The organism is Thermodesulfovibrio thiophilus DSM 17215 (assembly GCF_000423865.1).
Lineage (GTDB): Bacteria > Nitrospirota > Thermodesulfovibrionia > Thermodesulfovibrionales > Thermodesulfovibrionaceae > Thermodesulfovibrio > Thermodesulfovibrio thiophilus.
Genome location: NZ_AUIU01000012.1, coordinates 217,455 through 239,426, shown reverse-complemented (window position 1 = coordinate 239,426; position 21,972 = coordinate 217,455). Strand labels below are relative to the sequence as shown.

30 protein-coding genes and 2 pseudogenes are annotated in these 21,972 nt (G+C 37.6%); 4 read left to right on the top strand and 28 right to left on the bottom strand.

Annotated elements, in window-relative coordinates:
* Position 1: 1 nt before the first annotated feature.
* The 27 genes from G581_RS0104085 to G581_RS0103955 all read right to left on the bottom strand — a co-directional run bounded on the left by G581_RS0104085 (position 2) and on the right by G581_RS0103955 (position 17,225).
* Complete coding sequence (locus G581_RS0104085) at positions 2-409, bottom strand: hypothetical protein (RefSeq protein ID WP_028844724.1); 408 nt, start codon at positions 407-409, stop codon at positions 2-4.
* Positions 410-1,126: a hypothetical protein gene (locus G581_RS11570; RefSeq protein WP_051178808.1), complete on the bottom strand. Its 717-nt coding sequence runs from the start codon at positions 1,124-1,126 to the stop codon at positions 410-412.
* 49 nt (positions 1,127-1,175) lie between these two features.
* Positions 1,176-2,276 carry a baseplate assembly protein gene (locus G581_RS0104075; RefSeq protein ID WP_028844723.1) on the bottom strand — a complete coding sequence of 367 codons (1,101 nt, stop codon included), beginning with the start codon at positions 2,274-2,276 and terminating at the stop codon, positions 1,176-1,178.
* Entirely contained in the window at positions 2,267-2,587 is a 321-nt protein-coding gene (locus G581_RS0104070) for a GPW/gp25 family protein (protein WP_051178807.1), read from the bottom strand. The genes G581_RS0104075 and G581_RS0104070 overlap by 10 nt, the downstream gene beginning before the upstream one ends.
* Before the next feature lie 82 nt (positions 2,588-2,669).
* Entirely contained in the window at positions 2,670-3,032 is a 363-nt protein-coding gene (locus G581_RS10550; RefSeq protein WP_156875191.1) for a hypothetical protein, read from the bottom strand.
* Positions 3,010-4,272 (bottom strand): phage minor head protein, encoded by a 1,263-nt coding sequence (locus G581_RS0104060; protein WP_028844721.1) that lies wholly within the window; start codon positions 4,270-4,272, stop codon positions 3,010-3,012. Before G581_RS0104060 ends, G581_RS10550 begins: the two co-directional genes overlap by 23 nt.
* 105 nt (positions 4,273-4,377) lie before the next feature.
* Entirely contained in the window at positions 4,378-4,827 is a 450-nt protein-coding gene (locus G581_RS0104055) for a lysozyme (protein ID WP_028844720.1), read from the bottom strand.
* Positions 4,824-5,318 carry a hypothetical protein gene (locus G581_RS10545; protein ID WP_038064961.1) on the bottom strand — a complete coding sequence of 165 codons (495 nt, stop codon included), beginning with the start codon at positions 5,316-5,318 and terminating at the stop codon, positions 4,824-4,826. Before G581_RS10545 ends, G581_RS0104055 begins: the two co-directional genes overlap by 4 nt.
* The gene (locus tag G581_RS0104045) at positions 5,318-6,532 is read right to left on the bottom strand and encodes a hypothetical protein (protein ID WP_028844719.1); all 1,215 of its coding nucleotides are present in this window, start codon (positions 6,530-6,532) and stop codon (positions 5,318-5,320) included. The genes G581_RS10545 and G581_RS0104045 overlap by 1 nt, the downstream gene beginning before the upstream one ends.
* Positions 6,510-7,832 (bottom strand): terminase large subunit domain-containing protein, encoded by a 1,323-nt coding sequence (locus tag G581_RS10540; RefSeq protein WP_051178804.1) that lies wholly within the window; start codon positions 7,830-7,832, stop codon positions 6,510-6,512. The genes G581_RS0104045 and G581_RS10540 overlap by 23 nt, the downstream gene beginning before the upstream one ends.
* Positions 7,804-8,301: a phage protein Gp27 family protein gene (locus G581_RS0104035; protein WP_028844718.1), complete on the bottom strand. Its 498-nt coding sequence runs from the start codon at positions 8,299-8,301 to the stop codon at positions 7,804-7,806. The genes G581_RS10540 and G581_RS0104035 overlap by 29 nt, the downstream gene beginning before the upstream one ends.
* A 2-nt stretch (positions 8,302-8,303) precedes the next feature.
* Complete coding sequence (locus tag G581_RS0104030) at positions 8,304-8,579, bottom strand: hypothetical protein (protein WP_028844717.1); 276 nt, start codon at positions 8,577-8,579, stop codon at positions 8,304-8,306.
* Positions 8,580-8,864 (bottom strand): hypothetical protein, encoded by a 285-nt coding sequence (locus tag G581_RS0104025; protein ID WP_028844716.1) that lies wholly within the window; start codon positions 8,862-8,864, stop codon positions 8,580-8,582.
* Between the two features lie 47 nt (positions 8,865-8,911).
* Complete coding sequence (locus G581_RS10535) at positions 8,912-9,487, bottom strand: phage baseplate assembly protein V (RefSeq protein ID WP_038064958.1); 576 nt, start codon at positions 9,485-9,487, stop codon at positions 8,912-8,914.
* Positions 9,484-10,494, bottom strand: a complete 1,011-nt coding sequence (locus G581_RS0104015) for a phage late control D family protein (protein ID WP_028844715.1) — start codon at positions 10,492-10,494, stop codon at positions 9,484-9,486. The genes G581_RS10535 and G581_RS0104015 overlap by 4 nt, the downstream gene beginning before the upstream one ends.
* Complete coding sequence (locus tag G581_RS0104010) at positions 10,479-10,682, bottom strand: tail protein X (protein WP_028844714.1); 204 nt, start codon at positions 10,680-10,682, stop codon at positions 10,479-10,481. Before G581_RS0104010 ends, G581_RS0104015 begins: the two co-directional genes overlap by 16 nt.
* Positions 10,679-11,200, bottom strand: a complete 522-nt coding sequence (locus tag G581_RS0104005) for a phage tail protein (RefSeq protein WP_028844713.1) — start codon at positions 11,198-11,200, stop codon at positions 10,679-10,681. Before G581_RS0104005 ends, G581_RS0104010 begins: the two co-directional genes overlap by 4 nt.
* Positions 11,201-11,245: 45 nt before the next feature.
* Complete coding sequence (locus tag G581_RS10530; protein ID WP_038064953.1) at positions 11,246-11,458, bottom strand: helix-turn-helix domain-containing protein; 213 nt, start codon at positions 11,456-11,458, stop codon at positions 11,246-11,248.
* A 94-nt stretch (positions 11,459-11,552) separates the two neighbouring features.
* Complete coding sequence (locus G581_RS0103995) at positions 11,553-12,032, bottom strand: hypothetical protein (protein WP_028844712.1); 480 nt, start codon at positions 12,030-12,032, stop codon at positions 11,553-11,555.
* Complete coding sequence (locus tag G581_RS0103990) at positions 12,017-12,244, bottom strand: hypothetical protein (protein WP_028844711.1); 228 nt, start codon at positions 12,242-12,244, stop codon at positions 12,017-12,019. The genes G581_RS0103995 and G581_RS0103990 overlap by 16 nt, the downstream gene beginning before the upstream one ends.
* Before the next feature lie 5 nt (positions 12,245-12,249).
* Positions 12,250-12,615: a hypothetical protein gene (locus G581_RS11565; RefSeq protein ID WP_051178802.1), complete on the bottom strand. Its 366-nt coding sequence runs from the start codon at positions 12,613-12,615 to the stop codon at positions 12,250-12,252.
* A 10-nt stretch (positions 12,616-12,625) separates the two neighbouring features.
* Positions 12,626-13,045, bottom strand: a complete 420-nt coding sequence (locus G581_RS0103980) for a phage protein GemA/Gp16 family protein (RefSeq protein WP_028844710.1) — start codon at positions 13,043-13,045, stop codon at positions 12,626-12,628.
* A complete protein-coding gene (locus tag G581_RS0103975) occupies positions 13,002-13,445 on the bottom strand; it encodes a hypothetical protein (protein WP_028844709.1) in 444 nt (147 codons plus the stop codon). The genes G581_RS0103980 and G581_RS0103975 overlap by 44 nt, the downstream gene beginning before the upstream one ends.
* Positions 13,442-14,308 carry an AAA family ATPase gene (locus G581_RS0103970; protein ID WP_051178800.1) on the bottom strand — a complete coding sequence of 289 codons (867 nt, stop codon included), beginning with the start codon at positions 14,306-14,308 and terminating at the stop codon, positions 13,442-13,444. The genes G581_RS0103975 and G581_RS0103970 overlap by 4 nt, the downstream gene beginning before the upstream one ends.
* Positions 14,299-16,578: a Mu transposase C-terminal domain-containing protein gene (locus tag G581_RS0103965; protein ID WP_028844707.1), complete on the bottom strand. Its 2,280-nt coding sequence runs from the start codon at positions 16,576-16,578 to the stop codon at positions 14,299-14,301. Before G581_RS0103965 ends, G581_RS0103970 begins: the two co-directional genes overlap by 10 nt.
* Positions 16,565-16,984, bottom strand: coding sequence for a hypothetical protein (locus tag G581_RS0103960; protein WP_028844706.1), 420 nt, complete (start codon positions 16,982-16,984; stop codon positions 16,565-16,567). The genes G581_RS0103965 and G581_RS0103960 overlap by 14 nt, the downstream gene beginning before the upstream one ends.
* Before the next feature lie 43 nt (positions 16,985-17,027).
* A complete protein-coding gene (locus G581_RS0103955) occupies positions 17,028-17,225 on the bottom strand; it encodes a helix-turn-helix domain-containing protein (RefSeq protein WP_169368373.1) in 198 nt (65 codons plus the stop codon).
* Positions 17,226-17,269: 44 nt separating this feature from the next.
* Here G581_RS0103955 and G581_RS11560 point away from each other — a divergent pair, with 44 nt between their 5' ends.
* Positions 17,270-17,944: an XRE family transcriptional regulator gene (locus G581_RS11560; RefSeq protein ID WP_051178799.1), complete on the top strand. Its 675-nt coding sequence runs from the start codon at positions 17,270-17,272 to the stop codon at positions 17,942-17,944.
* A gap of 12 nt (positions 17,945-17,956) precedes the next feature.
* Entirely contained in the window at positions 17,957-18,700 is a 744-nt protein-coding gene (locus G581_RS0103945; RefSeq protein ID WP_028844704.1) for a hypothetical protein, read from the top strand.
* Between the two features lie 189 nt (positions 18,701-18,889).
* Here the strand turns inward: G581_RS0103945 and G581_RS10515 are convergent.
* Positions 18,890-19,837: pseudogene (locus tag G581_RS10515) on the bottom strand (IS256 family transposase); the annotation flags it as partial.
* A 411-nt stretch (positions 19,838-20,248) separates the two neighbouring features.
* Here G581_RS10515 and G581_RS0103935 point away from each other — a divergent pair.
* Positions 20,249-21,370: a hypothetical protein gene (locus tag G581_RS0103935; protein WP_028844703.1), complete on the top strand. Its 1,122-nt coding sequence runs from the start codon at positions 20,249-20,251 to the stop codon at positions 21,368-21,370.
* Between the two features lie 92 nt (positions 21,371-21,462).
* A pseudogene (locus G581_RS0103925) lies at positions 21,463-21,927 on the top strand (transposase); the annotation flags it as partial.
* Between the last annotated feature and the right edge of the window lie 45 nt (positions 21,928-21,972).

Here is a 21,972-nt window from a genome sequence, read left to right as displayed (position 1 = left end):
ATTAAGCCTCCTTCATAAATTTTTCTCTTATTTCTAATAGTTTTTTGTAATCTGCTTTTTGAAGAGCCTCTATTGTTATTTGTTCTTCTTCCAGTTTTTGAGGCTGCGACGTAGACTTGAATTTATCTTTTCCTTTTTCAAAATATTCGTCTGTAATTTCTTTAAGAGTGTCCACATCTGCTCTATCAATGAGTTTTAGAATCGGAGCATTCTCGCCGTCAACAGCTCTGACAAGCCTTATTGCTTCTTTTTGAAGATGCTCTTTGTATTTTTTACCTGTCTCTGCATCAGCCTTGAGAGTTTCTATTTCTTTTTCTGCCACTTCAAGTTTCATCTGAAGAGTTTCTACCACATCCTGAAGTTCTTCCTTAGACATTGCAACCACAATGTCTCTTGTTAGCCTTTCCATTTAATCCTCCTTTTTGCAGTGTTTTTCATATAAAGCATTTGCTCTTTCGTAAATTTGTCTATATCCATGAAGATTTGCTAATGACATTGCAGCACGAAGTCTTTCACAGGAGATGTTCCCATCCCATGTTTTATATGGAAATCGTCTTGAGCCCGGTTCAAGAAAATAGTCCAGGGGAGCTTTCTTTCTTAGCTCAGGATCATCCCACCACTCTTCTTCAGAAAACTTTTCATGATTTTTGCTGGAGCTTTCCTCAAAAGAAAGTATTTTTGCATTTTTATCTGCTCCCTCAAAAACTATGCTCAGCTCTTTAAAATCTATTGATGTTGCATAAAACTTTCCATCTTTTTTCTCTGTCTCAATTATTGCGCCAATAGAGAGGCTTCTGACAGGAGATGGAACCATCTTAAGAAGCGTTATCAACCTCTCATTCCCTGCCTTGGGCATCCTTATTTTTGCAAGAATTGCTTTTTTATCATGATCATACTCGCTATGAATTACTACGCCAATAATGGCTCCAGCTTCATATCTGTGATCAAGTAAAACTGGTTTCCCCATAAGGGTATCAGCATATTTCCGAAGTGTTTCTTCTTCAAAACAGAGTTCTCCGTAGGCTCGCTTTACACAGGTAGAGGATAAGGCAACTGCCATAAACTCTACATATTCATCATGCTCGGAAAAAGATTCAATCTGAGATAGTTTTGTGTAATCTTCCATACCTGCATCTTAAACTGAGACGCTGAGCAGTTAGAAGCAATATTTTCAGTTAATCTTCCATAAGGCCTGAATAAGTGAGAACAAATGAATCTGCTTTTGCAATTTGATTTTGCTGTAAGGCTGTATAGGCAGGACTGTTTACGATCACTCTATAGGCTCCAGCCTGTTTCACTCTCAAGATAAGCTCTTCAGGTAGAATATCTCTTCCAATTTTTGTTCCTGTCCAGAAAGCAAAATCCCGGGCAGCTTTTTCAACATCTTGCTGAATTAAGCCTGCCAGAGCTTCATCTTTTTTATGTATGTAATATTCTATGTTAATGCTATATGTAATTACCTCTGGAGCAGAAACATAAACCATATCTGTTAAAGGTCTCACTTTTTCACTTGAAAGATAGTTTTGCACAAGCTGAATCATTGAGTTGTCTGGACTCTCCCCATCTTTCATAATAAAAACCACATTCACCTCTCCAGGCTGAGGGCTAAATACTGAAACATCTAATATATCTTGATGTGCTGACAGAGTATGATATATGTATGCTCCACAAGAGCCTGCATTTGTAAACCTTTCAATGCTCTGTCTTATGCGTTCTCTGAATCTTTCATCATCCTCTATGTCTGCACCATACATAGTCATTGTTGTATTTGATGCAGAAATGTCATGAGGTAAAACATCTACAAGTTTGTTTATTTGCCCCACCTGATATCCATTACCAGCACTGCCAGTTATTTCGCATTCTGCCTGCACTTGGGCAGAAAGATTACCTGCCGGGATTTTTACTTCTTCTACCGTTTTAAAAATAATATTACCGTCAGGCGTTACCCTTGTCCCTGCGGGGATTACTGCATCATAATTGAGAGCACTTGAAAGACTAAATCGCAAAATACACGTAGCAGGTTTGGGATAAAGTCTCTCTATTCCATAAAACTCTGCAAGAGCATCTAAATGTTCAGCGCTTGCATATGCAAGAAGATTCTGTCTTCCTGTCTCATCTATGTTTATTGATGTAATTGTAAGGGCATATGCAAGAAGATTTATAAGTAGTCGTTCAGGATCTGCGGGTTGAAGCGTTTTATTTGTAAGCCTTTCGTATGCTTCAATCAATTGTTTTTCGTATAGAGTTGGATCAGTCTCTACGAACTTTATAGCCATAGCTGTGTGTTTATAACCTCTTCTGTTTCTTTTATTCTAAGCTTCATCTGTATGTTGAGTTTTGCATTGATGTAGTCTTTTTTTAAAGCAATATCTTCAATCTCCACTCTTTGCTCCCACTTCAAGATTGCATCTTTTATCTCTACCTTGATCCTGCCAATTGTGATGGCATTAAGAGGTTTATCTATAAAAAGATAAAGCCTGCTTCCAAAATCAGGTCTGTGGATGTCAGATCCCTGAACTGTTGTAAGAATTAATCTAATATTTTGAAGTATGCTTTTTACTGTGTCTCTTTCAACCAGACTGTACATTATCACCTCAGGGGTGTTTATAAATATTTATAAACACCTTAAAAGCCTCTATAATCGTTAAACCCATATAAAACATCCCTGCTCATTCAAAATCGCCCTGTAGGGCTTTTAAATAAATCTCCATCAGATACTCGGGCAGAAGTGAGGTATCGTATGTTCTATTAGCGATTTTATCCAGGTGCCACCACCAGTGTGTAATGGGATACTTTTCTGGATCATCGGAACAGGGCGGGTCCGCACCCTCTTTTAAGACTATTTTTATGAGTTCGATATCTGCTTTTTTGACTTCTTCTTGATCCTCAAGCCTCCTTTCAAATATAGCTTCACGGGTATCAAGTATAGCTGCTGATGTTGCATACCACCGTAATTTTATAGCAGGTGGTTTGCAGTCCTGCTGCCACAGCTCAATAAGTTCTTCATCTTTATAGCATTCTAATAATCCCATCTCTTTTAAAACTCCTCCATCTTTCATCAAATTTATAAAAAGACTCTATCTTTAATGCATCATCATTAGATACAACAACTTTGCCATCTTTAATAAAATGATATACAGTACCATCTCTGCCTTTTTCTACATACACTTCCTCTGGTTCTTTAATGATATCATGAGATGCTTTTGAGTATGTATCTATGTCTTTAAATCCCAGATCCTTTCCATGTTTTATAAAATGCCTTTCCAGATCATTTTTTGCTTCCTTATATGCATTCTCACCACCGCCGCCTGTTGCAGGTCTTAGCCAGCTACTTCCCATGTGTGCCCTGATGCGGTTTAATCTTTCTTCGTTTGTCAATGCCCTGAATTCTTCTTCAAGCTCTCGCTGCGCAGGAGTATCCTTTGCCCATGTGGGTCTTTCAACTGTTGTCATAACTGTTTCCTCTTCGAAGAATGCAACAGCCCTGCATCTACAGTCAGGATGTAGTGGTGGCATCCTTGTGGGAAGCCTTGAGGAAGATCCTTTCTGCACATCAGTCTGAATTGGTCTTAGTTCTTTTATGAGTGCAGGGTCTTCTGAAGCCTCAAGCATTTCAATCACCCGCACAGCCTCACCTGTATCAAATACTCTTCCATCCATGCTTCTGCATGCTGGACATGTAAGTCTGTCTCCTGTTGCATCCCATCTGTATTTTTTTATGCGGATTTTTTGCATTGCCTTTATACGAGAACTATTTCTCAGATAATTCACAGTTGTATCTACAATCTGCCTTGCCTTTGTCTCTGTCCTCTGGGATAGGTAATTGCCGAATTCATCTAAGAATTTTCTTGCTCCTTCCTGGTTCTTTCCAGCTGGATATCCCTTTTTGAGGTAATAATTGCTCATCCATTTGACCGAATCGAGTCTTATTTCTCTGTCGCCCTGAAAGAATCGACCTAAATAGAAATCATGTAGTTTTGTTGCGTATGATATCGCTCTTTCATCTGAGATTGTAAGTTTGGTTGATACGGGAAATGCTGCATGCTCTTTTGTGTAAATTTTTTCAAGCAGTTTGTTTAATGCATCAAGCTGTTTTTGTGACAGCTTCATATGTGACTCAAGCATGCTCATTATGTATCTTGAAAGATCCTGCTGGGAGATAAAATATCGGGCTTTCTTTAGTGTCTCTGACAAGGCTTTTTGCAAGCCTGCTTCAAGCGCTGGAAGCACTATATTTAAAGCTGATTCTATATCTTTGTCTTGCTCTGTCATGTTATTAAAATTTTATATTCAGTGTTTCCACACCGTGGACATTTAAACCCGTGCTTTTTAAGATATTTAATATAAAGAGTGATAATGAAACCGCATTTTTTGCATTTACATAAAATGTTCATAGTCCTCTAAAAACCTCTCTCTTTCTGCCTGTCTTCTCAATACCAATCCTTTAAGTTTTCTGCCTCCTGAGTAAACCCATTTGAGAAACTCATCTGCTGCATCAAGATACTCAGCTCTGTTGAGTTTCTGTCTCAGTGCTGATCTTTGTAATGCACCAGAGCCAAGGTTATACGAAAAAGACACTAAAGCATCAAACATTCCTTCAGTTAGTTGAACATTAATAAGTCTTAAAACTGATTTTTCAAACTTAATGAGATCTTTCATTAGCAGCTGTTCAGCTTCTTCTTCGTCAATCGGTTCATCGAAAGCCTCTCCTTCTTTAATTACATGCCCATAGCCAATAGTTAAATATCCTGCAGGACAGAGATATTTTACGGGACTAAAACCTTCAAACCTTTTTATTAATTCGATGCCTTTCTCTGTCACTCTCATTTAACTCTGCCCATGCTTCTTAAAATCTGTCTTCCGCCAAACCAGAATGTAAGAACTAAAAAGACAAGCATTGTATCGTTTTCGTCCCAAACCTTTGTTAATGCCTGTAAAAAATCAACTCCTGATCTTTGGGTTAGTTCAATTTGAGCATATTTTACTGCCATATACAACAGAATCATTAAATAAGTTATTGTTGGCCTTACCACTGAATTATATACATACACAAAAAGCATTAATAAGTCATACCACCATCTACCTGTTGCCTCAGGCTTATAAACCTGTGCAAAGCTTCTTGCACTCTCAGAATCTCGCACATCTGCCTCAACAACAATCTCATCAAGCCTTTGTTGATGTCCTTGTTGTTGCATCTCCATCTGCATCCTGAGAATCTCAAGCTCATGCTTTTTGTCCTGCCTGTCCTGATAAAGTTTGATCACCTCAGGAAATATTGAGCCAGCAAGACCTAAAATTGCTCCTATGATTGATATCATTATTCTACCTCCATTATTTCCTTTGCTTTTTCTATGTCTATAATGCCAGACTGCAGTAGCAATGCCACTGCCTGAGATTTTTTAGCAAACATTTCAATCTCTGCATCAGGCTTTAGTTGAGGAAGTGGATTAAAGATAAAGTTTACATCTTCAAAACTGTAACCCTTAAGCGTCAGATGGAATTTGTATAGTCTCTCCATGACCCTGCGGACAAGCCTCTGGTAATTCTGAAGCATTCTTACAAACTGCTCATAAGCTATTGTCGCCCATGTCTCCGTTGAGCCTGTTGTTCTGCCAAGCAGAGAAGGTTGTCCTTTTGCTCCTGAGATTATCCACTGCTCATTCATCTCAATAACATCTCTTGCACCAGACATGCTGCCGCCCACTTCCTTAAACTGTGCCTTTGTGCCCTCAAAATGCAAAAATACGCCCTTTGCCATATTTTCTGAGATTGATTGTGCGATGTTGTTGAGATACTCTGTGAGTCTTTTCTGATACTCAAATTCTGTCTCATTTGGTGATCTCTGAAGTTGTGGAAACTCTACATCCAGAAACCCAATAAGACCAAGCTTTTTTGCTATGCCCTTTAACTGTGTAAGAAGCTCCTCCTGCACTTCTACCGAAGATAGTGCGGCAATAAAGGGGGGCATCGCATAAGGAGAACCATCCATTGTAAGGAGTGGTTCATATATGTATGTCTCTGGATTTAGCTTTATCGGGTCAAGACTGCCAACCTGCTGATAAGGCTCAAATGTGTCTGTCTCTTCATTGTAGGTAAAATAAATGGTTGTGGCAGGAACTCTTACTATTTTATTTATTCCATCAAGTCTTTCATTTACTACAATCTCAATGCTGATTGCCCCATAGAGTGCAATCTGAGCAAGCAGTTGATTTACAAGGCTGTCTGCATTAAGTTTCTCAGCAAAGATATCTATCTCTTTTTTTGCTTCCTCGCTATTGCTGATAACCTCTACATTGTGCCCTGTGTTTGCCAGATCTATGATAAGCTCAAACATCTGTGAAAGATTGGGATTGGCAATTACTGATTTTTCTATCACATAAAGCCACTCACGGGGATATCGTGAATTTACAAATCTATATTTTATCTCCAAACTCTTTGGCAAAAATTGACTGACTGGCTCAATTGATACCCTTCCAGCAGAAACTGCAGAGAGTTGAACGTTTTTTTTCTTAAACCATTGCCATAACGCCATATCTGCTCTCCCAGTTTATTCCTGAAAAAATATAAGGACCGTGGTAGGAACTCTTTGACTCCACAACTGACAATGCCAGAGCCACTGCCCAGAATCTGTCTGCATGGGAGTCTTCACTGCTACCTTCAATTCTTATATTTCCCGATTGCGTAATTGTTCTTTCCACACTGTGTAAGTCTTCAATCAGGTCCCTGTTCTGTGGAATAAATATGCGTCTGTCCTGGAAATATGCCTGCATGCGGGAAGCAAGCTCTTCTTTCGCTTTGGCTGTAAAATACACTCTTTGAACTTTGATCTCTCCCCATTTTCTCTGAAGTTCTTCTGCAATCTGCATTCCAATGCCTGTCTCATCTACTGCTACACGCCTTGCAAAAGCTGTGTAATAATCTATTGCCTCAAACTGCTCCCTGAAGGGTATATTTTTCATTATCTCGAGCTTTCGCAAATACAGAATACTTCCAGCTTTTTCTAAAACTGCAATAATTGTGAGATTCCCTCTTCTTGCAATATCAACTCCAACGTAGATATCCCCTTGCACCTCTGCCAAATTCCCCACAAGCACTCCATCAAGTACGCATGCATGAATCACTTCATAAGGAAGTAAAATATAGTTTTCATCCATAAATTCACAAAGATACTCCTGCATCCAGATATCTTCGCTTGGAATTGCTTTTTTTATTGACTCTACATCAACATCAAGCCCACGGCTAACAGCATCAAATATCGTAAGTTTCTGTCTATACCATAATTGATTTCCATCAGACATCTGCCATATATGAGCAAATACATCATTTTTTGTGCGAGGAGTAGAAATAGCAATCAATTTATAATCTCTGCTTCTTGTGATAGACGGAAATATTGCCTGATATACCCTGTAACCATCCCTGAAAAAAGCAGCCTCTTCAAGGACTACATCTCCTGTAAGCCCTCTTACTCCATCAGGATTTGCAGGTAATCCCATAATGCGTGAGCCATTTGGAAATCTCACCTCAAGCACATTAATGCTTGCCTCTTTGAAGAACTCCTCTCCAAACTGTGCGCCCACGATTTTTAAAAATTCCACATGTCTTTTTACTTTCTCCATGAACTCTTTGCTCTGCCTCTCTGTAGGAGAAATGACTGCAACCAGATGATTGGAGTTTTCAACTGCCCTTAACACAGCAAAGAGTGCAATGAGAAAGCTTTTGCCGGTCTGCCTTGCCCACATGAGGCAACTGAACTTATGCGATTCAATCTCTTTTAATGCTTCTGCTTGATATGGCAGAAGCAGACTATGTGCCGAAGATTTCTTTTCTGACATAACGGATAAACTCCTGGTCAATGCCTTTCAGCTTTGCTTCTTTTTCTATTTCCTGCATTGCTTTTGATATCCTTTCTTCTCTTAAGCTCTGAAGTCTGTCAGCCATCTGGGAGAGTGCCCTTGTAACCCTTACAAGTGCCTCTGTATCTTCAAACTCAATTGATTCTATATCTTTTACAAAGTCAGTTACATGTTTAGCTATGATTGCTGTTACTGCCTCGAGCATATCAGTTGTGGGTCTGTCCTTCAGGGTTGTAAGAAGTGCATTTATTTCATCAAATTTCTTATTATACTCCTCTGCTGCCTTTCGATAATCCTTATAAGCCCTGTGAATTGAAGACCTTCCTATATCGTATCCTTCAGCTTTCAGCCTTGCCTCAATGTCTCTAAACCCGAGCTTCTCTCGTTCATAGAGTTGAATTATATAGTTGATAAGATCAAGAAGTTCTGCTTTTTTCCTGCGGGGCATGTTTACTCCTCTGGAATCGGAATTGCAGGGTCTTTTATTCTGCACTCAAGTAAATCTATGCCAAGCGGAGTTAATTTAAAAAGATTCTTAAGATTGTATGTTCTGTATGGAATTTCTACTTCTTTTCTCTCCACATAGCCTTTGTCAACAAGGTAATAAAGGTCTCGTTTAATCTCAGAGACTTTGTGATATTGATAAAAGACAGAGATTATCTCTGTTTCCTCAACCCAGCGAGGATAAAGTCTTTTAAGATAGTCTAAAATTTCATATCTAAGCATCTATTCCTCCTTGAAAAGCTTAAATACCTCCCTTATGTCCTCCCTGAGAGAAAGTATCTCAGCCCTCCAGCCTGAAATATCTATATAGTGATCATTTTTATCAATCTTCTCGTCCATTTTGGTCTCTATCTGGCAGAATTTGGATTCAAAGTTTCTTGCAAGCTCTTCAACCTTTTTCTCTATGTTTACTATCCTGCCTGAAAGCTGCCTTAATAAATAAAGCATAAAAAGAAAGCTTACTATCCATCCTGCCTGTATCAGCTCTGTTATTAAAATGCTTTCCATACCGTTCACTTTAACTGTTTTTAAACCTCTTTAAAAGCAATATTTTCTTAATGACTGTGATGATTTGTGTTACCACCTTCATCAATAATTGAACCAGTTGCGTGAATATTGCCCTGAACTTCAAGATTTCCAATAATTCTAAAATACCCCTCAAACCAGCCCTCTGCCGGTGAACCACCTTTCATATTGATACTGGGTGCCTGGATTGTTATATTTGTTGCACTTTTTATGTATATCTGCCCCTGACACTCAACATCTGCCCTGCCAGTTGCTTTGATGTCTATATCTCCTTTTATGTCAGCCTTTAATTTATGCTCTTTTCTGTCATACTCAATATAGCTTCCATCTTGAAATTTTATATGTATTTTGTCTTTATCCTGGACAGGTGTAGTATCCTTTTCATTGTAAATCGCACCAATTACAAACCCCTGTTCAAATCCATGCTCAAGAAAAGCACACAGCACAAGCTCGCCAGCATCAGGAATCCAGTAAAATTTATCATTTTGCGATTTCGGAACAGCAACTTGTAGCCAATACGTCACCATGCCATCACAATCAAGTAGCTGCACTCTTACTCTTGCATTTTTTTCATCCACTGCTACAACTTTACCCACTTTGATCATTTTTTCTTCTCTCCTGGTTTTCTTAATAGTTCAAGCTCTGTTGTGTAGCCACTTCTTTTGATGATATGCCTTGCAGTGCTTGTATAGTATTGTCTGTCAAATGCACCAAAGCCCTGCACCTCTACAATCCCACCAGCATGTAAATCAGGAATCCCAACGCATGTGAGTCTTGCCTGAACTTCTTTCATCTCATTGATTGTTTTCTGGGCTTTTGAAATTGCTTCTGCCTGAGATTTGCTTTCTATTCTTGTATTTATCTTTTTTGTATCCCCTGAAGCCTTTACCTGCGTTTTCTTTTTATCCTCAACAACATCTTTTTTTTGTGCATCAAGATACACTACATCTACACTGCCCTCATAAAGTGATGAGGTTTCAAACTCAAAATCAAGAATATGATTTCTTGTGAGAACATACACTGTTTGACTGCCAAGGCTCTCATCAAGACTACGAATTACAATTTGACGGTTCACAATTTTACATGTGTATCCGTATTGCTTGCAGAGGCCTGCAAGAAACTTGAGATCTGTCTTTTCCTGTTGCGTGGTTCTTTTAAATGATACATCTGCACCTGCAAAATTAAGTTTATACCCGTGTTTGCTGGCTATATCCTGGGCTATTTTTCTTAAAGTAGTGTTTTCAAATGCTGTTGTTTTTATCTCTCTGAAAGAGCTTTTTACATCTTTTGCAAGTGCTTTGATTGTAAATGCATCTCCCTGACGGGAGCTTTTATATGTGAAACCGTCTATATAAAAAACTCCAGCAGAACGAATTCTGTCAGTGTATCCAAACTTCACTTTTAATGAAGATCCCCGAGCAGGTGGATTGTCCCTGAAAAAGCCTTGAGAGTCTTCAAGCTCTATCTCTACATCATCGCTTTCCTGTTTATTCAATCCATCGTTGTCCATATATGAAAAGTTCAGAAGATATGGCGTGATATAAACAGAGACATCTTTATTGTTAATCTCAACATAGAGATATACCTCTGGAACCCTTAATCCCTCTGCCACGGCGGGCTTACCTCTATGGTTTCATCAACCCATATTGCTGGAATTTCAAGCATTACTCCTGCAGGAAAAGCAAAATAGGATATCTTGTCAGGATTTTCAAGCATGATGGGCTCATATAGATATGGATTACCATAAAACTGATATGCTATCAGGTCCCATCTATCATTATCTTTTGTTATATATTTCATTGCACCCTCTCAATCCTTGTTGTTTCGTATCCATCAGCGTTTTTTACTTTTACAATTTTATACTTTGCTTCTTGCTGTGATTGTTTTTTGACCGCTTTATTGCCCTTTGATTGAGTAGTTTTGATTTTTTTCGTCTCAAGTGGCTTTTCTATGTATTCAGAAAACTCCAGGTCAAGATCAATAACGACGGGCTTTCCCCACGCATCTATCTGCTGTATTGTTGAGGACAGCCTTTCCAGAGCAAATTCGCCAAGAGGCTGCTCTGCAATTATGAGGTTATAAGCTTCTCCTGTGCTTGATTGCTCGATCAGTGCTTCATGCTCCTCAAGAGGCTCACAGAATCCATTGTGAAGCCTCACTGCCACAGTTACCTTCCTCAGTTCTTTGTCTCCCATCCACTGTAGTGAGGCTGGCGGGAGTATTGTCTCATGGTGAGCATATGGAAATGAGAGCTCTTCTCTATGTTCTTTGTATGAAAGAAGCTCAAAAACTATGTCTCCCCAGATTACATATTCCATACTGGAATTTTAAAAAGAATCAAAATCAGTTAGAAGCAATATTTTCTATCTTTTACGATGAAAAAGTACTGGGGATTCAATTGTGGTGTATTTTTCAATAAATTCCTGTAATGCATCTTCAGTGATACGGATTGTGCCCTTACCATCTTCACTACCAACTTTAACTGCCCGAATGTAGCCAAACTCTACCCAGTTGTAAACTGTTCTTTCCGCTACCCTGAAGATGCCTGCTACTTCTTTTACTTTATACAGTTTCATGGCTACCCAAAAATAAAAAGCCCACCTTATTGGTGGGCATCCCTGAGATAAATCCGCAGCCGTATGTTTTTTGTGCGATTATTCTCTCACCCCCTTATCTTTTAAAGCTGATCTGCGCAGCCTTTTCTTTTACAACTATTGCATCTGCAAGCTCTCTTCCATAGTCAGCATCCGTTGCAAGCTCAATGAGTTTTGGCGTTGCCTGATACACTGTTTTTACCCTGACCAGATCTGAAAATCTATCACCAAGCAAAGCCTTCGCTTTTTCAATATGTTCCTCAGGAATTAATGCCTCATATTGAAATGTGACCCTGCATTCAATCCCTGAGTCTGTTATAAATGTCACCGTGCCTTTATCATCTATTAACGATTTTGCCTTTGATGCAATCCTGTTTTTGTAATCTTTTAGTGCTGGCTCAAGAGCTTTCATGTCATAGTAAACTGAGCTTGCAGCATCAATTATCTCTGCAAGCTCAGTGTCTTCAATCTCTCTTTTTTCTTTGCCGATTTTAACAATAAGCCTTCTGCCTGCCAGTGCGGCCGCCTTTTTAAGTTTGCTTAACATTGTTGCCATTTAATGCCTCCTCTGTTATGTTTTTTATTTTTACCATTGTATGGTATCGTGCACTGCCAATTCTGCTCTTGCTTGTTTTCTCTGAGCATTTCAGTCTGCCTCCAGCTTTTATAGTTTTTATCTTCGTGAAGCATTCTCCAGCCATAGCCAAGTATTACTCCAATAAGAATAATTAAAAATGCCGTAACAGCTCTGTTGATAAATCTCTCCACTGTTTTTACTCTCCTCTGAGGCTTAGTTGTCCGAGATACACGGGCAGACTGATTTTTTTAACCCTGCTTATAAGCATGAGTGTTTTAAGTGCCCTTCTTTCCATAGTGTTTACAAAATCTTCTATGTCTTTAGCGGTCACCGCCAGATAGTATCCTCTGTTTTCCTTTGTCATCGATGAACAGACAGGAAATCCGCACTGTCTTAGCTCTGTTATCACCGTTCTCAGTTTCCTTGTATCTGAGATTTTATTCTGAAAACTCTTATTAAAAACCAGCCTGTACAGATCTCCCATATCTATCGCATTTTCTCTGCCCTGATAGTTCATTAATATTAAATATGTCTTAAATGCCAGAGGGCTGATCTCCTCCATCCTGCACCTCCTAAAATGGATCTGTCTGTTTTTGAAGCAATCTTAAAAAAGCAAACACTGAGCAAAGCTGTTTGAAATTGAGAAAGTGAATTGAATCACAATTGAATTTTTTCCTTATATAGCCATTGAGTCTGTATCTCCATCTGCTTCCCATGATTATTTTTGCTAGGTTTTCAATATGAAAGATCATACCGTCTTTGTGAAACTGAATCGTATTTAAGTTAATTTTTTTTCTACCAGAAAAACCAAGCAGATACATTGCCTGTAGAACTGTATCCAGCTCTTCATGCTTCATATGTTTGCAGCTATCTTTGCCTGTGAGTTCTTTAAGCAGCATTCGGTATGTATCTTCATCAAGCCCAAGTTCTTTTTTTGCAATATGCACCTTAGCAAGCATTGATTTTCTTATTTTCTGGTTTATAACTAACATTGCTTTTCCCCCCAACCAGTGTTGGCCTTTCCTCTGCTACCACCACATAATAGACATCCCGTCTGTTTTTCCCTATCTCTTTTCTTACCGCCCCCGCTCTAACAAATGTCGTAAGCACTGCCCCAATTGCCCGTCTATCCCATCCCGTGAGCTGTGAGACATTTTTGATTTTAAATCTTTTCAAATATTTCATCGCCTTCCATGCTCTGTCTGTCTTGTTTTCCTTGCCAATGTAGTACAGAATTCCACCAACTTCTTTTATCTTCCCTGTTTTTATGTGATACCTGATTATTGTTTTTACTGCATTGCTGTTGCGAAATGATGTGCATATATCTTGCAATGTTGCTCCTTTGTTTTTTTTCAGATACTGCCTGATTTTCTCTGCCAGACTTGCTTTCATAGCTTTGCCACCATCTCCGGAGTTATTCCTGCTGCCTCAGAGGCATTCATCATCCTTACAACTGCATACGCATCTCTTACGATGATTCTGAAGTCTCCCTGAGACCGTTCCCAGAGTTTGAGAGCTACAGAAGGATCTGGGCTTATGCCAACTGCAATCTCATAAAAAGTAACAACATCTGAGATGCTCAAGGGCTCAAAATTAATAATCCTGCGAACACGGCTTTTAAGCCTCCGCTCCTCCCTCAGCTTGCTTGTGATCGTTTCCTCTCCAATAAGCACCACAGGGCATAAACATTGCTCGTTCATTCCCCTTAACATCTCTATATGACGCTTGGGCATTTTGTCTGCTTCGTCAATCAGTACAAGATGCCTTTTAATTTTCGTGTTTCTTTCAATATCCTCAAGGCAGTCATAAAAGCTTCTAGGTTTTAGTCCCGTAATTTCAAAGCAGATTTTTCTTAAAAGTTGTGGTATGGTCATTCCATCAACAAAGAGAATATACACTGCCTGAGAATTCTGCACCGCATACCATTTTGCTGTCATGGTCTTTCCTCTTCCAGCCACACCTGATACGATTCCAAAGCTCGATGTTAAATCTCCAGCTGAAAGTTCATCGCAAAGGTCTTTAAACTGAAGGACATTCTGAGTTTGAATAAAAACATCAGAGTTAACCCTGAATCGCCTCTTTTTATATGTGTACCCATGACTGTTGAGCTTGTCTATTATCTGTTGTTCTATCTCCCTGTTTCCGTTGTATTTATTGTTTTTAAGAAGACTTATAGTGGTTCTATCCACCCCTGTGAGTGCTTCAACCTTAGAAAGACTTAGATTGTACTGATTCATTATTTCAGCTAAAAACATATTGCCCTCCTTTCATACTGGTAGCATTTTTTAAAGTTTTTAAACCAGATTCTCTCTGTTTCATCCATTGTCTCTTCATACTGTCTCATAAACTCTCTGTCCTGAACACTGATTTCCACCTCGTTTAACTCACATTCAATCAGATACTGATACCTTTCTCTGTTATTTGAAAAAACGGTCTTTCTCTGAAACCGATACTGCTTCTGTCCTGCTTCAAGCGTAAGCCTTTTTTTCTCGTCAACTTCTCTGCGTAATTGCTCCGGGTCGAGCACAGCAGGCCTGTCTGTCTTTTTTCTTTTTAAAATCTCTTTTGTCCGATTTGAATACTCAATAACTCCACCAATCTGTGCCGTGAGCTTCTGATACTCATCTTTAACACTGCGAATCATATCCCGTTTCCATGCCATAAGCTCGCTTGTTTTTTCTTTGTCCTTCATGGAACTCAGTGGCACCATCCTGAGCTCAACGATTCTATTATCAGGCCTGACAATAAAAACTTTATCTCTTTCGTAAAGATCGTATCTGACCTCAATGCGGGTTCTGTCTGGAATGTCCCAGAGCCCTTCCTCTAATGAGCTTCCCTCATAAAGAATGCCGTCTATAATGATTCTGCCCCTGTTTACGGAGCGGTAATCTTTCTTCATCAAAACAAAGTCTATCTCCTTCTCTACAATTCTGCGTGGAGTGAAGCCTTCTTTTATTGCCTTTGTGAGCGTCTGCAGCGGAGACAGTTTTAAGCTGTAATGCCTGCGGTTATTATATATATGAACTGCTTCAAAGAGTTTAAGCAGAAACTCTTCAAAGCTTAAAAGCTTTCCTTCTTGTTTAAGTGTTTTAAGCCTTTTTTCGTCCTGCGATTTTTCCTCTGATGTGCCCCGAAGCTCACGAATAAGCCCTGGGACACCAAGATCAAGCATGATTTTTTCAAGTGAGCCAAAAAATCTTTCTATGAGCTTTGCCTTAGCATTGTATGGCCTTGCATGCCTGTGCCATTCTTTTCTGGACTGAACTACCTCTACGACCTCTCCTTCTTCCATTTCAACTGCATAGCCACTGTCTGTTTTATACAGCTCTGATATGTCCTGCGCATCCATGCCATGCGCATGAAGCTCTTTTATAATCTCGTTGAAGTATCTTGATACCTCAGGCTTGCCATTGTCAGTGTATGCTGTCCTGAACTTTCCATATACTTTAAGCCCCATCCTTAAAGCAAGCCCCATCATGTATGAGTTGTATCTGTCTGCTAATGAAAAACCATAACAAATGCGTGTCCTGAGGTCCACAAAAAAGTACCCCTCAGGACGAAATACTCTGTTTGTCTCTTTGTCCTCTATCCAGAAATCAAATCTGTGCTGATCTCCAACTATGCACTCAAACGGCTCAAGGTCATCGTATTTCCTTACAATATAAAAAATATTATCAAGCCCTCTTGAACCAGCCTGCGCATATCGCTCGAGCAGGGGATTGAGCTGCTGTAAATACATATATGCCGAGCTTGAAGATCCAATCCTCCAGCCCTGCTTTTCTGCTTCCGCTGCAACGCATTCATATGCTCTCTTTTTATGCCCCGATCCACCTTCTTTTATGAGCTTAAGATATACTCCCCGTAGATATTGCAGTGCTTGAGTGTCCCACTTTTTTAAATGCCCATTTTCTCTGTCTCTTACAAAAGCTCTGGAGCCTTCCTGCTGGTATTTTTTTATCCTCTCATACATTGCCCTGACCGAGATTCCTTCATCTTTAGCCACTTTTTCTATCCATTTAGATTTTTTCCAGCCGGATGGAACATTGAGTGCTTTCTGAACAGAAATAACATATTTCTCTACTTCATCTGCCCTGGCCAGCACATCTATACCAACCTCCTCCTGTGGTGCTTTTAATTTCGTTACTTCAAGCTGTGCTTCTACAGCAAGCTTTAAAACAATATGCTCAGGTAGGGTTTTTGCTTGTTCTTGATTTTCTTGAATCCATTTTATTTGAGCCTGTAAAGGAAGAGAGGATAGAGCTATACGATATTGCTTACCACCGTTACCGTGAGTAGAGATTACTTTAATTTTATTTTTTTTAATAGCTTTTAATATTGCTACATGAGTAACGCCCAATAATTTTTGAACTTCAGCTCTTGTAAGATAAATATCATCTTGAAGTAGGTTACAACCTTTTGGGGAAAAAGCCTGAATTTTGGTTACAACCTTTTCAATTTGGTTACAACCTTGGTTACAACCTTTGCCTAAAAGGTTGTAACCTCCGTCTGCATCAAACCTGCCCATCAATATCCCCCTTAAGTCTTTCAATTTCTCTTTCAATCCTTTCTTTTTCCCTCATAAGCCTCATAAGCTTGAACTCTTTGGCTTCAGCAGGCTCAAGGACTTCACAACCTATTGAATTAAGGAGAATTTTAAGTGGTTCAAGACTTCCTGTAATAAAACACAAAGCATGCAAAACTTCAGCAGGAAAACGATATTCTTGTTTGGAAGATGTTGTTTGATCCAGCATATGCTTTGAAATTCTTATTTTTGTCAGGATTTCTATTATCTCAACAATCTGATCTCTTGAATAATTACTTTTTCTAATTGCATCTGACAATGCTTTTCTGAACTCCACTGATACATCTAAAGAGCCTCTCTGAAACAGCCCGGCCTGAGAAAATGTCAGATTATTTTTATCCTTTGACATTTACATTCCTTATCTTTTTTAAGTAAACTCTTTTTATGAAGCATTACCTATCTCCCCATAATTCGTTATACGGGATACCAAGAGCTTCAGCAATGAGCTTGCGAGCACGCTTACTTTTTTTATGCCCATGCAAAACAAGCGATACATATGTGCGACTAAGTCCTATATGCCTTGCTAACGCAGTTACATCAATCTTTATAAATTTTTTTTGTGCCCTGTGGTTTAACGGAATGTTTATCATGCTTAAATTATATGCACGATGTTGCATAAATGTCAAGAGGTAATATGAGCAAAGCAGCATCAGAAAGATTAAAAATTCTTATAGAAAGATTAAATTTATCTATAACTGAATTTTCAAAAAAAACCAATATTCCTTACAGAACAATTCAAAGCTATCTTCTCAATGAAAGAACCCCAAGTTTTGAAAACTTGCAAAAAATAGCAACACATCTGTGCATAAATCTTAACTGGCTACTTACAGGTGAAGGCGAGATGTTTATAGGAAGGCCTGAAGTGGTAGAGTCTTATAATAAACAGGGAACAGGGGAAGATTTTATATTAGTGCCTGTTATGTCTGGTGAGATTAGTGCTGGTGGTGGACTGATTCCTGATGAAACCATTGAATTACGCCTTGCATTCAGAAGAGACTGGATAAAGCGTCATGGAGACCCCCGCAACATGTCTCTAATTCGTGTAAAAGGTGACAGTATGGAGCCTACTTTTTACTCTGGAGATCTTGTGCTTGTTGACCACAGCAAAAACTATCTTGACCCTCAGGGTGGAGTATATGCTATATCCATAGATAATCATATTATGATTAAGAGGCTACAAATACTCTATCCAGAGAGAAAAATTAAAGTCATATCAGACAACCCAAAATACGAATCATTTATAGTCAATCCTGACGAGTTAATAATAAATGGCAAAGTCATCTGGTTTGCCAGAGAAATAGAACGATAAGGAGGTTTAAAAATGATAGGAGTTGTTGGATTAATTTTTATTATAATTGGTGCAATTTTATTGCTTGTTACCATCAAAACCAAAACAAGAACCGAAAAACAAGCTCAGGCACAGGAGACAATATTAAAACATAAAGGAAAATACAGAGTTGCTGGAATTATTTTATTAATATTGGGTATAGCTCTGATTATTCCTGGAGAATCTGAACAGAAGAGCAAAATTAATGAGGAAGCTGTTAAAAGTGCTTCCTGGTGGCTTAAGCAAGAAATTCCTGATATTGAGATCAAGGAATCGAAGGGTAAGGGTGAGCGTGCCGAATATTATACAAATAATATTTACTGGAGATTTATACATTTAGGTTCTTATAATTATGAAAAATCTTACAAATTGGAAAGTTTCCCAGAATCGCAATCTTTGTCTCTTTTTATTGATTGCAAAGAAGCAAAAATAAATTGTCTTGACGCAACGCAAATTTTACCTTTTATAAAGAGTCTCATGTCAGCACTTGATTTTCATATCATATCTTATAAAGAGAACCCTCCTGATGTTGCAACCTTAATTGCCATTGAATCTAAAAATTGCTTAACTGATCGCTCAGGCCCTATATGCAATAAAAACAAAATTCCATTTGGCAACCGACGACTTGAGCCAAAAACTGATTATATAATGAATTTAAGCATTCATAAACTTTGTACTGATATACACACTTGCAAAGCAATAGAATATATCCGCCTTTCAGTTACTGATTTTAAATAAGTTTTTAAATATTTATAAACATTAACCCCTATCTGTAAAATTGTGAACCGTTATTTTGTAATTTTCTTATTACTGCTCAGTTTTTCACAAAAATTCCAAAATCCAGTTCACAAAAGAAATTAAGATATATCAATACTTTATCCTATATTCTTTATTTTCCTTTTCTGAACTTTTTAATTAGATTTAACATACAGATTGAAAATATCCCCCTGTATTTGCTCTTATTAGCTCTATCCTGCTGTTTATATTTTCTACCCCATTTGTCGTGTATATATACTTTCTCACTGATTCTGGATATTTCTTCTCATAGGTTTTGCATAATTCTTCAAATTTCAACACTGCCCTGTCATAGTCATCAAGCCTTTTTATCAGGGTTAACTCCTCATAAAACTGCTTTGCATCCTGTTTTGACATGTTTTTCTTAATGTTTCTCTGCATGTGGACAAAACAAAGTTGATGGTCTGTATCGGGAAAAAGTGCTTTTATTGCCTGTGTAAGTCCAGGAAAATCATCTGACACTATAACCATGACTCTTTTAAGCCCCCTCTTTATTAAATCATTCAGTATCTGTAACCAGTCTTCTTTGCTTTCTGAACCAAAATAGATGTAATAAGATAGTAAACTTTTCCTGCCGTCCATATCTATCCCAACTATGTTGTATATTACTGCTTTTTTTATTCTGTTTGTTTCAGCATCCTTTATATGATTATGGTAGGCATCTATAAACATGGCAAACAAATTCTCAGGAAGTTCTCTTGTCCTTAACTCTTTTGCTTTATTGTATAGATCCTCTTTTATTTCCTCTATCTGTTCTGCTGAATAGGGAAGGTTCATAGACTGCAGCAAGGCTTTTATTCTATTTGGAGAGTAACTCTGTAGCACAAGATTGAGGATAAAGTCCTGAAAACTTTCATCAGCTTTCTGCCACTCTGCAGGAAGAATTGCTGGTCGAAACTCCGATTTCCTATCCCCTGGAATACTTAGACCTAAGTTTCCTAGAAAACAGGCAAGTTGCCTTTCATAGTAGCCATTTGCTTTGTTTTCTATACTTTCTCTTAAATAGATTTCTCTTTCTTTTTTCATAAGTTCGTTAAGTAGCATGGCTGCTATTGTTTTTATGCCTTCTCTTGAGTCAATTTTTGAAAGCTCCTATAGAACTTTGTCCAGGTTTAAGTCTCCCATTTTCGCTATCTCCTCCTTTCTTGTTTTTCTTTTTTTCATCCCCAGTATGTTATCCTTTTTATGATCTATTTGCTCTACTGTGTGAACAGCCAATTAATAGACACAATTCTTATTATACTCCCGATTTTATAATAATGAGAGGCTTCATCAATCCCTGGGATATCGAACACCAGAGGAAGTGTACACTAATAGAATTATAAACAAACAAAAGGAGGATGAAATAATACACCTTAAAGAAGCTTGTTTTCTGTCTTGACAATGGGGTCCACTTTATACCTTATAACTGACTTTGTTATTTAAATTGAATTGTTAAAGTATTTGGCATTTACTTTTTGAGTATAACAATATATAATTAATACAACAATTATGGATTCAACTACTAAAAAGGGTCATACGAAATTATTCAAAAAACAAATATCATCAGCCATAAGACTTTATAATCCTCGAATATTAAATGAACTTTTTAAAGGTCCTTATAAGGTTTTAGATTCTGGATGGATTTGGTGGGTTAAAGATTTATCATTGTTAGACTATATCTTAAATCTTGAAAGATTTTTATATACAAAAGATTCAAAAGATATCAAAGTACTTAAGGGGCAAGGCATACCAGAAAAGCCAAATAAAAGATATTATTACAAAATATTTAATACAAATAATACATTATCAAATTACTTTGTAAAATATAGCGTTAATATTCCAGCGAGGAAAAGAATTGGTGCCTTATTCAATTTTGGTAATTTTCTATTTGGTCGAAATCATTTGACAAGTGAATGCATAAAAACAGAAAAATTTTATGCGCTATCGCAAGAATATGGCTTACCTGTGTTAGCATTTGGAGAATATATAAAATTTGGATTACCTAAAGAACAAATTTTAATACAGCCGTTTTTAGATAACTATGTAACATTCTATCAATATTGGAACAATAAATTAGCTTTTGATGATAGAGTTCAATTGCTAATAAAATTAATCGATATGTTATTTACTCTCAATAAGTTTTCTGTTTGTCATGGGGATATGAATTCGAACAATATCCTTGTCAGTAATAATTTAAAAAAATCATTAAAAATTATTGACTGTATGGCACTAGCATTTTCAGTTCCATCTTCATTAGCCACTGCTATCAATTTAGGAAGAATATTGTACGATTTAAACGGCAGAAGACATATAGTGAATAATGAGTTAGAAGAATTAGCCATAGAATTATTAAGACATATTGCATTTGATTGTCCACATTTACCAAAAGCTACTAAAATTTTATCTCTTTTATTAAGATATAATTTTAAAAAAAATAAGTCTACTAAACGTTTAAAACTATTACAACCAAATATAAATATTGATCGATTAATGAATATGCTAAAAAAAGAAAATGAAGGATCCTTGATAGATCCAAACTGGGAGAACTTTGGCAAAAAATACGAACAAGAACTTGTCAATGCATTAAAGGTTGCCTTGACTCATATAAAAAGTGAACTTGCTACAATTTAGTAGACAAAAAGATAAGGCAACTATAAAAATAAGTAGAGAGGTGAAAAAAATGATTAAAAGAAGAGTTTACACAAAAGAATTTAAAATTGAAGCAAGTTCACATAATACACCAAATAAGAAACAGTTTAAAGTATGTAGCTTATAAAGACAAAAAGGCCTTTATGAGAGATTTAAAGCTTATATACAGAGCTGCCAACAAAGATATAGCTGAGAGAGCCTTGGATGAACTTGAAGATAAATGGGGCAAGAAATATTCCATTGTTACTACCTCTTGGAGGAACAACTGGGACAATCTTACCAATTATTTTAAATACCCATCTGAAATCAGGAAAATTATGTATACTACAAATATTATAGAATCTGTGCATAGACAATTCAGGAAACTTACCAAAACCAAGGGAGCTTTCCCCAATGAGGACAGCCTTTTAAAACTATTATACCTGGGAATCCAGAATGCTAAAAGGAAGTGGACACAACCAATCCCAAACTGGGGGCTTATTTTATCTCAGCTATCTATATTCTTTGAAGGAAGGCTTGAAAAGGCATTAAAATTATGATAATATTTACAAGTAAATATATCCTGACACAAAACTATGAACACT